Here is a 12,304-nt window from a genome sequence, read left to right as displayed (position 1 = left end):
GCCGCCCTTTCAATTCTGTATTGTCTGGCGACGATTAGTCGGCAGCAACAGCAGCAGCCACGAGAGCCAGGATCAGAAGCGGCACAACGTAGCCACCAGCGGAAGAAGAAGAGGTTTCTTCAACAACAACCGGAGCTTCGATGACCGGCTCAGAGTAACCGCCAGCGAAAGAAGCGGTGCCAGCCAGAGCGAAAACGGCAGCAACAGCGAGTTTTTTCATAGTCAATCCTCCTTGAACCCCACGACAGAGGGCAGGTTTGTTTCACACACTCAGCTATATGAGCGAAACGTGAGCAAAATCAATTGCTCCTTCGAGCCAACCTTATTTTCCGCACCCTTGTCGTCAAATTAGCAACACTTGTGTGCCAACTTTGGCGAGTTGAAACAGCTCCGCAATGTGCTCATTGTACAAACCGATACACCCGTTCGAGGACCTGCGCCCGATCTTGCGCGTGTCGTGGGTGCCGTGAATACGATAATATTGCCAGCTCAGATAGAGTGCATGGGTGCCCAGAGGATTGTTCGGGCCTGGCCCGACAAAATCCGGCCATTCGGGATTGCGCTCTTTCATCGACGGCGTCGGTGCCCAACTCGGACCTTCCACCTTGCGGATCACCTCGGTTCGCCCGCGCCGTGTCAAATCCTCGCTCAGGGGTACGGATGTCGGATAGAGTTTGTAGATGCCCTGATCCTCACTCCAGAAATGCAGCGCCCGCGAGGTCGTATCCACGAGAATCGCTCCATTGTGCAGGTTGCTGAAATAAGGCCGCCAGTCCAGCGAGCGAAAACTCGAAATATTACGACGCACTACAGTGGAGAGATCATTCTCCATCTCTGTCGTCCCTTCCGACTGCGCGAAAGCCGGTGCGCTCAACAACGCGGCACTTCCCGCCACGAAATTGCGTCGGGAAAACTTGAAAACGGGGGTCTTACTCATGGGAGTTCGCCATTTCGTGATGTGATCTTGATCGCCGTGAGTTATATGGCGCGTTTGTCGCAGTCGCAAATCAAACAATCGTTCATGGCAGAAACACGCGAACAGGATTTGATCCCGACACCCAAAGCGATTAATTCATGCCGGTAAAATTCATGGAGTATCCGGAATGTCGCGCATCGTCGCCATCCTCATGTTGGCCCTGATCGGTTTGACCGCTTGTGAAACACCCAGCGAACGTCTTGGCCCTGATGGAAAGCCCCTGCCCCGCGTATACCGCATCCACGCCAAGGACGAGGCAACGGTTCAGTACCGCATGCTCGATTCGATCAATGCCCTGCGCTCCGCTGCGGGTGTGCCTCCGGTGCAGCTCAACGCCAACCTGAACGCCGCCGCCGCGACTCATTCGCGTGACATGCATGTTCAGAATCGCCCCTGGCATTTCGGTTCAGATGGATCTTCCCCTCTCGACCGGGTCACGCGCTCCGGCTACCGTGGCCTGATGCTTGGCGAAAACATTTCCGAAACCTACGAGACCGAGCTCGAAACTCTCTCCGCATGGATGGAACAACCGGACACACGCGACGTCATTCTCGACAGCCGCGCGACCGATATCGGCTTTGCCTGGTATCAGGAACAGAGCGGCAAGCTCTGGTGGACGTTGCTGATCGGGAGCCAGATGGTCGAGGTTTTCCCGAACAACTGACATCCACACGCCACATCGCACAAAGTCTTTCGCATTAAGGGAAAATATCGACCTGGGTGCCGTTCTGCACCATCATGTAGATTTTCTCGATGTGGCGATCCTTGACGGCGATGCAACCCGCCGTCCAATCCTTACCTTTGCCACGGTTTTCGCCGGCCCGGCCATGGATGAAAATATCGCCCCCCGGACGCCGCCCCATTGCCTCGGCATAGGCCATGTCTTCCGCGTTCGGATAGGAAATCCCGAGAGACAGATGATAGGACGACTTCGGGTTGCGGCGGTCGATGATATAGCTGCCTTCGGGCGTCTTGCCATCACCTTCGAATCGTTTCGGACCGATCGGGTTACCCCCCAAACCGATCTTGTACTCTTTCATCACCTCAGCGCCATGCAAGAGATAGAGCCTGCGGCGTTCTTTATAAATCACCACTCTGGTGATCTCCGGCCCCGTATAGGGCTTCAGTTCGCGCGCAAACACAGCTTTGGAAAACGACAGCGCCGAAGCCGCTGACACAAGAAATACCCGCCGTTTCATGATCACTACCCGATCTTAGTTTTTCCTCTCCATACACCGGATCGGCAAATCAGGCCAAATCAATTTCTCGGATCAGGAGCGCCGAAAACAGGCGGCGATTTCGACGTGGGGCGACCAGCGGAACTGATCGACGGGCACGATCCACTGCATATCAAACCCGGCTTCGATGAGGTGTCTGGCGTCACGTGCAAAGGTGATCGGGTTGCAAGACACGAATCCCACGCGTTTCAGATCGCTTTTGGCGATCTCTTCGCATTGCGCCTGCGCGCCCGCGCGCGGCGGGTCGATCACCGCAGCCTCGAATCGGTTCAGCTCATCGCTGCGCACAGGTTGGCGAAAGAGATCGCGGGTCTCGACCGACACACGTTTGAGCCCCGCCGCCTGACGCCAGCCTTTCATCAACGCCTCCAGCATATCGGAAGCGCCCTCAACAGCATGGACCTCCGCCCCCTCGGCTAGCGGCAGAGAAAAAGTTCCGCAGCCCGCAAAGAGGTCGACGACACGCTCAGCATCCCCAACCGCGCGACGCATCAGAGCCACCAAAGCGGCCTGACCCTCAGCCGTCGCCTGAAGGAATGCGCCCGGCGGCGGAACGACCCGGGCCTTGCCGAAACTCAGGAACGGAAGTGTTTCACCCGCAAGATCCTCGCCATTCCAGGACAGACGAGACAGACCCGAATTCTGCACAAATTGCCCCAATTCGATCCGCATTTCGAGATCGAGAGATTTGCCGTTCTGGACCGAGACATCCAAACCGCTGTCGGCGGCAATCACGGTGATATCCATCTCCCCGCGTCGCGATGCACCCAGTTCGACCAGACGTTCCAGATCGGTGTAATGCGCCATGATTTCCGGCACCATGAGAATGCAGTCCGGCACCGGCACCAGACTGTCGGACGCCCGGGCATGCAAACCGAGCATCACACCCTTTTTCGTCCGTCTTCCATGGAACACGGCACGCCGACGACTGCGTGGCGGCGATGTCAAAATCGACTCTAATCCAGCTAAAATCCCCTGATGACGCAATGCGGTGGCGACAAATTCGCTTTTCCACCGCGCCACGAAATCGTCCGAGGCATGTTGCAAAGCACAGCCCCCACAGGCCTTGGCATGACGGCAGTCAGGTTTCACCCGATCCGGCGAGGGGGTAACAATCCTGGCGGTTGCAATGCGACCGTCGACGGGCACACCCTCAATCACTTCCCCCGGCAGGGCGTTCGGCACGAAGATGCCTTCTGCGGTGATGCCATCGCCTTTGTGGCCCAAACGCTGAATTTCGAATTGCTCCATCAGCCTCTCTCCGACCGTCGCAACAACGCATCTTTCGAAAGCTCGAAACCGCTGTCGATCCAGTCCTGCTCAAGCCGCTTCAAAGCTTCGCCCAGCGCCTTTCCCGAGAATTTCCCCATCAGGTCCCGCGCCGAAACGGGAAACGACGCCATGGCACCTTTGTGAATGTCTTGCGCCAGCATGTCCGGCAGAGGTTGCTCCAGAAAAGCCGCGCGCAGGGTCATAGCACCTCGCGCAATCGCCTCACCCTCGCGATAGGCAATCTCGGCGGCAGGTCGCATACCAAGCGCCGCATCCCGCAACGCCCGATACTGCCTGATCTGGCTCTTCGACAGGCGCAAAAGCTCCGCCACGTCGAAATCTCCCAAAGCCGCAAGGCGCAGGATCGGATCGGGTGTCTGTTCCAGAGAGGTCAGGACAAAAAAAGCCTTTGTCGAGGCTCCGGGCAACAAGGCGTTCAACACCCCGGTCTGATCCATCGCGCCCAGCGCCAACTCAGGGTCTGCGGCGGACAGAAGTTTTATCATCTCATGCCCGATCCGCTCGCGAGACAGACGCGCAAGACCGTCGATATGAGCGGCACAAGCCGCAAGCCCGTCAGGATCAAGCCCTGCGTCGTCGTCACCATACCACGCATGGAAGCGGAAAAATCTCAGGATGCGCAGGTAATCTTCGCGAATCCTTTGCACCGGATCGTCAATGAACCGCACCCACCGCGCCTGAATGTCCGAAAGACCGCCGAGAGGATCGACGATGCTGCCGTCCGCCTTGGCATAAAGCGCATTCATCGTGAAATCACGCCGATGCGCATCCTCTTCAAGCGTCTCGGCAAAGGCGACAACGGCACGGCGCCCATCGGTCTCCACATCCTTGCGAAAAGTGGTGATCTCAAAGGGCTCGCCATCGACCACAACCGTGATCGTGCCATGATCTATGCCGGTTGGAATAGCCTTGAATCCGGAGGCTTTGGCAAGCTCAACAGTGCGCTCAGGCCGCACGGAGGTGGAAATATCGAGATCGCTGACCGGAACACCCAACAAGCTGTTGCGCACACAGCCGCCCACGAAATAGGCCTCTTCTCCGGCGCGAGAAAACATCGCCATGATGTGCTGCGCCGGAGCGCTTTCGATCCAGTCGGCTGAGAGTTTCATGATCCGCTCACCCGTTCTGCAAGAACCCGCAAAATCCGCGCCGTCGCACCCCAGATGTAATAGGGGCCATATGGCACGGTGTAAAATGAGCGCATCTGCCCCCGCCAGCGCCGGGATTGAATCGCGAAATTATTCGGATCGAGAACGTGAGACAGGGGCACATCGAAAACTTCCGACACCTCCCCTTCTTCGGGAACCGGTGTGAAATCATCGCTGATCCAGCCCAGTACCGGAAACATTTCGAATTGCGTCACGGTTTCATGTGTCGGAAGCCCGCCCAGAACCTCGACCAACGCACGCGGGAGGCCGATCTCTTCGGTCGCTTCCCGCAAAGCGGCATCGACCGGATCACGATCCGTGGGATCGACACGCCCACCGGGAAAGGCGATTTGACCCGGATGATGTTTCAGCGCGGACGAGCGCTTCGTCAGGATCAATCGTAAGCCTTGCGGCGTTTCCCGGATCGGAACCAATACCCCGGCCGGGCGCAATTTCGCCTTTACGGAGGGACGCAAGCCACGATTCAGATCGAAATCCGAAGAGGACGCACCGGGATCGCGTAACAGTGCCCTTAGGGCGTCCCGATCAATCGGCATCACCATCGGGACTTTCCTCTGCCTCGAACCCGACCGTTTTCGGATCGAGCACATAATGCGCGCCACAGAACTGACAATCCGCCGTCACGACCCCCTCGTCGGTGGTCATGCGCACAATATCCTTGGCCGAATAGATCGACAGGCTCTGACGCACCTTGTCCTCCGAACAATTGCAGCCGAAATGCACGGGCTGCGGATCGAACACGCGGGGGCGTTCCTCGTGAAACAGGCGTACCAGAAGTTCCGTGGGTTGCACATGCGGCCCGACGAGTTCCATATCCTCGACCGTATCGAGCAGGATATTGGCACGGTTCCAGTCTTCGAAATCGTCGTCGTTCAGGATGTCGGAAGCTTGCAGGAGGCCGTCACCGTCCTCATCGCTCTGTGCCGCGAAGGGGGAGGCCTTCGGCATTTTCTGGAGCATGATGCCCCCGGCACGCCAATGCTCTTCGCCACCGGGCAGACGGGAGGTGCCGAATGTCGTGGAGAAACGGGTCGGCAATTGTTCAGACTGCGCAAAATAGGTCTCGGCACAGGCCGACAAGGAGCCGCCTGAGATCGGTGTGATCCCCTGATAGGGCACCATGCCCTTTCCCTGGTCGATCAGAATCGCGAAGTAACCCTTGCCGATCTGGGAAAACGGATCGACGCGCGGCAGGAGCCGGTTGGCGTCGAATGAGGCATAGGCCCGGATGCGCGCAGGTTCGCCCTCGTCGGTGGGCGCGTAATAATCGGTGGCGATCAGGCGCGCCGGACCGTCACCGCGCACCTGAAGAGAAAGTTTCCAGCGCAGTTTCATCGTCTGGCCGATCATCGCGGTCAAAAGCGCCATTTCCGCGACCAGAGCTTCGATTTCCGGCGGGTAGGCATGCTGCGCAAGGATGCGATTCAACACCCCGTCGAGACGCGCCACACGCCCGCGGATGTCCGACGCATCCAGTTGGAAAGGCAGGACCGTATCGTCCCAGGCAATTTTCGATCCGAGCATTTGTGCTTCCCCTCAGGTTCGGCGCTGGAATATCCTGTTCATATAGGCGGAACAACCACCGAAGAAAGGCAGGTCAGGCATGCGGCGCTACGGAGAACCCAGGCTTCCGGGAAAATCTTATCGAGCCCGGCCCGGTGTTTATGCCATTCTGCCAAGAGGTGGACAGGTTCTCCTGACCTATCAGGCCGGCATTCATCACGAATTCCAACTGCCCGGAGGCGGTATTGATCCGGGAGAAAGCCCCGTCACGGCACTGCATCGCGAGGTCTTTGAGGAAACCGGCTGGCGGATCGCAAAGCCGCGTCTTCTGGGGGCTTTCCGGCGCTTTGTGTTCATGCCCGAATACGATCTCTGGGCCGAAAAGATTTGCCACATTTATCAGGCCCATCCGGTGCGCAAACTGGCCGAACCGCCTGAGGAAGACCACTCGGTTCATTGGGCCAGCCCGGAACAGGCCGCGATTAGCCTTGGAAATCCCGGTGACCGGGCTTTTCTTCAAAGCCTGTTCTGACCGGAATATTCCAGCAAAATCGCCGATATATCGTCGGGAAAATCCTTCTCTTTGTTGTAATCGTTGAGATCCCACAGGAAGGTGTCGAAAAACGCGTTTCCGGTCTCCTTGGCCATTTTCCGGCACATCTCCACAAGCCCCTCTTCCCCAAGCATGCCATCGCCGCCATCAGGGCATTCCGTCACCCCGTCGGAAAAAATCAGAATACGCTCCCCCGGTGAGAGGGTCAGGCGCACATCCTCGTACTGCGCATTCGGGATCAGGCCCACGGGCATGCCCCCGCCCCCAAAGAATGTCACCCCCCCCTCTTTGGACTGAAACACCGGGTTCGGGTGACCGCATTGCGCCATCACGAACTCCCCGTTCAGTCGATCGAAATGCCCCAAAATCATGGTGAAATAGAGATCCGTCTCCATCTCTTCGAGCATCAACCGGTTGAGCGCAGCCGCCACCTTCGATGGATCAGTGGGGTAGAAATTCCCCTGGGCATCGCTGCGAATTGCCAGATTCTGTTCCGGCGTGGACCCAGTGAGATAGGCGGCAAGCCGCGCTGTCATCAGCGCCGAAGCAACACCATGTCCCGACACATCGAGAGCGAAGATGCCGAACTGATGCTCATTGATCGGGAAGAAACCGACAAGATCGCCACCGACATGGCCACTGGGCCGCAACAGTAGTGAAACCTGAGCGGTCTGAAAGTCCCGGAATCGCTCGCGCACGAGTGATTGCTGCATCTTCCGGGCCTCGACCAGATCGCGGTCAAGCGAGTCATAGAGCTCCGATATTTCTGCCAGAGTCGAACTGACCAGACGGTTCTTCTCCGTCAGTTCTCGCTCCATCCGTAATATCCGCTCTCCCGCGCGAATCCGAGCCAAAAGCTCATCGCCGGCCACCGGTTTCGTCAGGAAATCGTCTGCCCCGACATCCAGCCCCAGCGCCACTTCCGCCTTGTCGGATTTCGAGGTCAGCAGAATAAAATAACCGTAATGCGCCCGGTCAAGCTGCCGAAACGCCTGACAAAATTCCAGACCGCTCATGCCCGGCATCATCCAATCGGACACCACGAGATCAATATGTTCGCGCTGACAAATCTCCATGGCCTCTTCACCGGACCCCGCCTCGAAAACCGCATAGCCCCAGCGCCCGAGATAGGAGGACAAAATCCGGCACTGCGCACGGGAATCGTCCACCACCAGCACGTTATGCACGACGCCACGGTCAGGCACGGCCCGTAAATACACTTGATTTTCCTGAGCGATGAGCAAAACGAAACACCCTAACCTTAAACATGTTCCGCACATCATCAGGCGGAGGATTTAATGTCGCCTTAAATCTAAAACTTTCGAGAAAATCGGTGGCACGCTTACATTTGCGTAACCTTCTTGCCCTCTTATTGGCCCCGGATAGGAGACTGCCATGATTGACTGGAACAGGGTCACGGAATTGCGTGACGAAGTCGGCGCAGAGGATTTTCGTGAGGTTGTGGAGCTGTTTCTCGAAGAGGTCGACGAGGCAATTGAACGCATGAAATCCACTCCGGACACCTCATGTCTCGAACAGGATCTCCATTTTCTCAAGGGAAGCTCCCTCAACCTCGGTTTTGCGGCCTTTTCGGCCCTGTGTCGGGACGGAGAAAAGGCGGCAAGAGGTGGCCATGCCGACGTGATCGACATGGCCGGACTTTTCGAAAGCTATGCGCAATCGAGATCAGAATTCCTTAGCAAGAATGTCACCTGACAGCCCTGTTCAGAGCACGAATTCCGCCAGATCACGATCATTGGTAATATCGCGATAGACAAGCCCTGCTTCGTTCATCTTCTCGAACAAATGCGCGAAATTCGCCGGATCGTCGGTTTCGATGCCGATCAGAACCGACCCAAAGTTACGCGCGGATTTCTTGAGGTATTCGAACCGGGCAATGTCATCATTCGGGCCCAACATATCAAGAAAATCGCGCAAAGCGCCGGGGCGCTGCGGCATACGCAGAATGAAATATTTCTTGAGTTCCCGGAACCTCTGTGCCCGCTCCTTGACCTCCGGCAGGCGTTCGAAATCGAAATTACCGCCCGAAGTCACACACAGCACGCGTTTGCCCCGAATCTCTTCCCGAATGTCCTGAAGCGCATCAATCGACAACGCCCCGGCGGGTTCCAGAACGATCCCCTCAACATTCAGCATGTCGAGCATGGTCGAACAAATACGATCCTCGGGACAGGCGAGAATATGATCGGTTGGAATATCCTTTAGAATTTCGAAGGGAAGCGCACCGATCCGTGCCACGGCAGCACCGTCCACGAAACTGTCCACATCGCTCAGGGTGACGGGTTCACCCGCAGCAACCGCTGCTTCAAGCGAACGCCCCCCCATCGGCTCCACGAAATAGACTTCGGCCGCAGGCGCAACCTCGCGCAAATAAGACAACACACCCGCCGAAAGCCCCCCACCGCCCACAGGCAAGACAACCACATCCGGAACCATCTGGGACATGAACTCGACGGCGACGGTTGCCTGCCCCTCAATCACATCCATGTCGTCGAAAGGCGCGAGGAAATGCCCGTCCTGCTCGGCGCAATAGCTCTGTGCCGCTTCAAGCGTGTTGTCGAAATAGTCACCCACCAAGCGAATCTCGATATTCTCCCCGCCGAACACCTTGGTCTTGTCGATCTTTTGCTGCGGCGTCGTGACTGGCATGAAGATCACGCCTTTCACCCCGAACTGCCGACAGGCGAACGCCACACCCTGCGCATGGTTGCCAGCGGAGGCGCAAACGAAAAGCCCGATGTTCGGGTCTTTTTCCCGCGCCTTCATCATCGCATTCCAAGCCCCACGCAACTTGTAGGAACGCACCGGCGTGAGGTCTTCGCGTTTTAGCCAGACATCGCAGTCATAGGCTTTGGAAAGATGGTCGTTGCGCAGGCAAGGCGTCGGCTCGAACAGGCGCCGGACAAGCGTTTCGGCCGCACGGGCGCGTTTGGTGAAAGGCCCCGCTTCAGTCATCGAGCTCTCCCCGCATGGCCAGTTCGTAGATGGAAGACAACAGGCTCACATTGACCATCAACAGGAACCACCCGGCCAGCAATTCATAAAGCAATCCCAGAAGCCCACCTCCGAAAATCGGCGCAATGAACTGGATCACGATGAACAGGGCGATGGACAGGATCGCAGCCTGCAAGATGACGGCGGAGTGCGGTTTTGTGGCCTGCCATGCCTGTGCGAAAGTCATTTTCTGGCCCAGCGCCACGGCAGGAAGGGTCGGGGAAATACGGAAGAAAACGAACACGGCAGGCAAGCCGATCACCACCATGACGAAGAGGCCGCCCAATGCCTGAGCCAACACTCCGCCAAACATCGCCAGAATAACACCGGCCAGAACACCGATCGTCAGGCCAATCAGCAATCCAATGAGGATCGACAGGATGAGATACCCCCAGACACGAGAACCGCTCCAGGACGGGAAGGCCGAGGTGGGGCGTTTGCCCTCCAAAACGTAACGATGCCACTCCACAGCGATCCAGCAGGAGCCCACTGCCATCACCACATTCGACAGAAGAATGAGCCAGAGACCGCTACCCGACATCGCTTCCGGATCGCCGGAGGTCAATGCCTCCATGTCGACCATGCCGAAGGTGAGAATCTGGACAATCAGAATGCCAATCCAGATCAGTCCTGAAACCGCCAAGGCCTCGTCCAGATGCCGGATGACCCGCAAAACCGCGTTTTGAAATAGAATGAAACCCGTCATGACGACCCTTCTCAAAGCTTCTGAGCGAAGGTTTAGTGCTTTTGCCGGGAGAGCTAAAGCAATCTTGGGCGCAAACCTTGCTCTCAGCCCAAAAAACCGATAATCGCGCCTGCGAACTCCGAAAAAGGATTGTCCCATGTCTGCGCCTAAAAAAGTGGTTCTCGCCTATTCCGGCGGCCTCGATACCTCGATCATCCTGAAATGGCTTCAGACCGAATACGGTTGTGAGGTCGTGACCTTCACTGCCGATCTCGGTCAGGGCGAGGAACTGGAACCCGCGCGCAAGAAGGCCGAAATGCTCGGCATCAAGCCGGAGAACATCTACATCGAAGACGTGCGCGAAGAGTTCGTGCGCGATTTCGTCTTCCCGATGTTCCGCGCCAATGCGCTTTACGAAGGCGAATACCTTCTGGGCACCTCGATTGCCCGCCCCCTGATCTCCAAGCGTCTTGTCGAGATCGCCGAGGCCACCGGAGCCGACGCCGTGGCGCATGGTGCGACCGGCAAGGGCAACGATCAGGTGCGGTTCGAGCTTTCCGCCTATGCGCTAAACCCCGACATCAAGGTGATCGCACCCTGGCGCATCTGGGATCTGTCGTCACGCACGAAACTTATTGATTTTGCTGAGAAAAACCAAATTCCAATCGCCAAGAACAAACGCGGTGAAGCACCGTTCTCGGTCGATGCCAACCTGCTTCATACCTCCTCTGAAGGTCGCGTTCTTGAGAACCCGGCGGAGGAAGCGCCCGATTACGTGCTGCAACGCACCGTACCGGTGGAACAGGCGCCGAACGAGCCGGAATACATCGAGGTCACCTTTGAAAAAGGTGATGCGGTTGCGGTCAATGGCGAGGCGATGTCACCCGCAACGCTCCTCACCAAGCTCAACGAACTGGGCGGCAAACATGGGATCGGGGTGCTCGATCTGGTGGAAAACCGTTTCGTCGGCATGAAATCCCGCGGCATCTACGAGACGCCGGGCGGCACCATCCTTCTGGCCGCGCACCGGGGGATTGAGCAAATCACACTCGACAGCGGCGCGGGTCATCTGAAAGACAGCCTCATGCCGCGCTATGCGGAGCTGATCTACAACGGGTTCTGGTTCTCGCCAGAGCGTGAAATGTTGCAGGCCGCCATCGACAAGTCGCAAGAGCATGTGTCGGGCACGGTGCGTCTGAAACTCTACAAAGGTGCTGCGCATACCGTGGGTCGCTGGTCCGAGGCCTCGCTTTACTCCGAGAAACACGTGACCTTCGAGGACGACGCCGGTGCCTACGACCAGAAAGACGCGGCGGGCTTCATCCAGCTCAACGCCCTGCGTCTGAAACTTCTGGCGGCGCGGAACCGTCGCTTGAAATAAAGATCAATTGGTCTGGGCGAAATTGGTTCCCGCCCAGACCAAAGTTTTCATGCAGATTCACGCTCATACACCGGAGCATTATAGGCAGATTTGGTAAGCTGAATTCCATATTCAGCATCAGCCTTGCGCACATAGCTTTCAGATGAAACTGCGATTGCTTCATGATTTGAGGCCTTGAGCGTCCAGCGCCAAAAGCCAACCCTGTCTTTGTATAGCACAAAGTACATTTCTTTTTCCTTTAAGATTACAGACGAACCCTCGCCAAATCATTCGCCGAGAGAAAGGCCACTTGACGGAAGCGGTGCAATCTTGAAGAATCCAAGTGTGTTTAAAGCACTGCGTCCTAGCGACGTAAGAGCGCTCTCCAGTTGCAGCTGGGGGGCGTTCATGTCTTTAGGACTCCACGATTCGCTCAATGAGTCGAGTCTTTTCTTACAAAATATAGCATGTGATTATAACAAAACCACTCAGTAAAGTGTTAGTCTCAATAT

General features: G+C 57.0%; 15 protein-coding genes. 4 read left to right on the top strand and 11 right to left on the bottom strand.

The window, feature by feature from the left end; all coding sequences use genetic code 11:
* Nucleotides 1–34: 34 nt before the first annotated feature.
* On the bottom strand, nucleotides 35–220 hold the full coding sequence (locus tag C8N42_RS14125) for a hypothetical protein (protein WP_066703401.1): 186 nt from the start codon (nucleotides 218–220) through the stop codon (nucleotides 35–37).
* Nucleotides 221–343: 123 nt separating this feature from the next.
* Nucleotides 344–937, bottom strand: coding sequence for a L,D-transpeptidase (locus tag C8N42_RS14120; protein WP_107817220.1), 594 nt, complete (start codon nucleotides 935–937; stop codon nucleotides 344–346).
* 166 nt (nucleotides 938–1,103) lie between these two features.
* Here C8N42_RS14120 and dalA point away from each other — a divergent pair, with 166 nt between their 5' ends.
* Nucleotides 1,104–1,640, top strand: a complete 537-nt coding sequence (dalA, locus tag C8N42_RS14115; protein ID WP_170109307.1) for a divisome-associated lipoprotein DalA — start codon at nucleotides 1,104–1,106, stop codon at nucleotides 1,638–1,640.
* A 34-nt stretch (nucleotides 1,641–1,674) separates the two neighbouring features.
* Here dalA and C8N42_RS14110 read toward each other — a convergent pair whose 3' ends face one another.
* From C8N42_RS14110 to hslO, 5 genes are all read right to left on the bottom strand, one after another.
* Nucleotides 1,675–2,175, bottom strand: coding sequence for a L,D-transpeptidase family protein (locus C8N42_RS14110; RefSeq protein ID WP_107817219.1), 501 nt, complete (start codon nucleotides 2,173–2,175; stop codon nucleotides 1,675–1,677).
* Nucleotides 2,176–2,247: 72 nt separating this feature from the next.
* Entirely contained in the window at nucleotides 2,248–3,465 is a 1,218-nt protein-coding gene (locus tag C8N42_RS14105; protein ID WP_107817218.1) for a class I SAM-dependent RNA methyltransferase, read from the bottom strand.
* A complete protein-coding gene (locus C8N42_RS14100; RefSeq protein ID WP_107817217.1) occupies nucleotides 3,465–4,616 on the bottom strand; it encodes a CCA tRNA nucleotidyltransferase in 1,152 nt (383 codons plus the stop codon). Before C8N42_RS14100 ends, C8N42_RS14105 begins: the two co-directional genes overlap by 1 nt.
* On the bottom strand, nucleotides 4,613–5,218 hold the full coding sequence (locus C8N42_RS14095; RefSeq protein ID WP_107817267.1) for a CoA pyrophosphatase: 606 nt from the start codon (nucleotides 5,216–5,218) through the stop codon (nucleotides 4,613–4,615). The genes C8N42_RS14100 and C8N42_RS14095 overlap by 4 nt, the downstream gene beginning before the upstream one ends.
* Nucleotides 5,202–6,200 (bottom strand): Hsp33 family molecular chaperone HslO, encoded by a 999-nt coding sequence (hslO, locus tag C8N42_RS14090; protein WP_107817216.1) that lies wholly within the window; start codon nucleotides 6,198–6,200, stop codon nucleotides 5,202–5,204. Before hslO ends, C8N42_RS14095 begins: the two co-directional genes overlap by 17 nt.
* Nucleotides 6,201–6,279: 79 nt before the next feature.
* On the opposite strand from hslO, the gene C8N42_RS14085 reads away from it, so the two are divergent.
* Nucleotides 6,280–6,711 carry an NUDIX hydrolase gene (locus tag C8N42_RS14085; RefSeq protein WP_107817215.1) on the top strand — a complete coding sequence of 144 codons (432 nt, stop codon included), beginning with the start codon at nucleotides 6,280–6,282 and terminating at the stop codon, nucleotides 6,709–6,711.
* Here C8N42_RS14085 and C8N42_RS14080 read toward each other — a convergent pair.
* Nucleotides 6,696–7,952 (bottom strand): PP2C family protein-serine/threonine phosphatase, encoded by a 1,257-nt coding sequence (locus C8N42_RS14080; RefSeq protein ID WP_245890146.1) that lies wholly within the window; start codon nucleotides 7,950–7,952, stop codon nucleotides 6,696–6,698. The two genes, C8N42_RS14085 and C8N42_RS14080, sit on opposite strands and share 16 nt — an antisense overlap.
* Before the next feature lie 175 nt (nucleotides 7,953–8,127).
* On the opposite strand from C8N42_RS14080, the gene C8N42_RS14075 reads away from it, so the two are divergent.
* Nucleotides 8,128–8,448: an Hpt domain-containing protein gene (locus C8N42_RS14075; protein ID WP_107817213.1), complete on the top strand. Its 321-nt coding sequence runs from the start codon at nucleotides 8,128–8,130 to the stop codon at nucleotides 8,446–8,448.
* Nucleotides 8,449–8,457: 9 nt separating this feature from the next.
* Here C8N42_RS14075 and ilvA read toward each other — a convergent pair whose 3' ends face one another.
* Nucleotides 8,458–9,708, bottom strand: coding sequence for a threonine ammonia-lyase IlvA (gene ilvA / locus C8N42_RS14070; RefSeq protein WP_107817212.1), 1,251 nt, complete (start codon nucleotides 9,706–9,708; stop codon nucleotides 8,458–8,460).
* Nucleotides 9,701–10,453 carry a hypothetical protein gene (locus C8N42_RS14065; RefSeq protein WP_107817211.1) on the bottom strand — a complete coding sequence of 251 codons (753 nt, stop codon included), beginning with the start codon at nucleotides 10,451–10,453 and terminating at the stop codon, nucleotides 9,701–9,703. Before C8N42_RS14065 ends, ilvA begins: the two co-directional genes overlap by 8 nt.
* 136 nt (nucleotides 10,454–10,589) lie before the next feature.
* Here C8N42_RS14065 and C8N42_RS14060 point away from each other — a divergent pair, with 136 nt between their 5' ends.
* Entirely contained in the window at nucleotides 10,590–11,813 is a 1,224-nt protein-coding gene (locus C8N42_RS14060) for an argininosuccinate synthase (RefSeq protein ID WP_107817210.1), read from the top strand.
* A 47-nt stretch (nucleotides 11,814–11,860) separates the two neighbouring features.
* On the opposite strand, the gene C8N42_RS14055 is transcribed toward C8N42_RS14060, so the two are convergent.
* Nucleotides 11,861–12,040: a YegP family protein gene (locus tag C8N42_RS14055; RefSeq protein WP_107817209.1), complete on the bottom strand. Its 180-nt coding sequence runs from the start codon at nucleotides 12,038–12,040 to the stop codon at nucleotides 11,861–11,863.
* Nucleotides 12,041–12,304: the final 264 nt, after the last annotated feature.

The sequence above is a fragment of the Celeribacter persicus genome (assembly GCF_003050785.1).
Lineage (GTDB): Bacteria > Pseudomonadota > Alphaproteobacteria > Rhodobacterales > Rhodobacteraceae > Celeribacter > Celeribacter persicus.
Note: the sequence above shows the minus strand (reverse complement) of the source record. Positions and strands in the feature narration are given on the sequence as shown.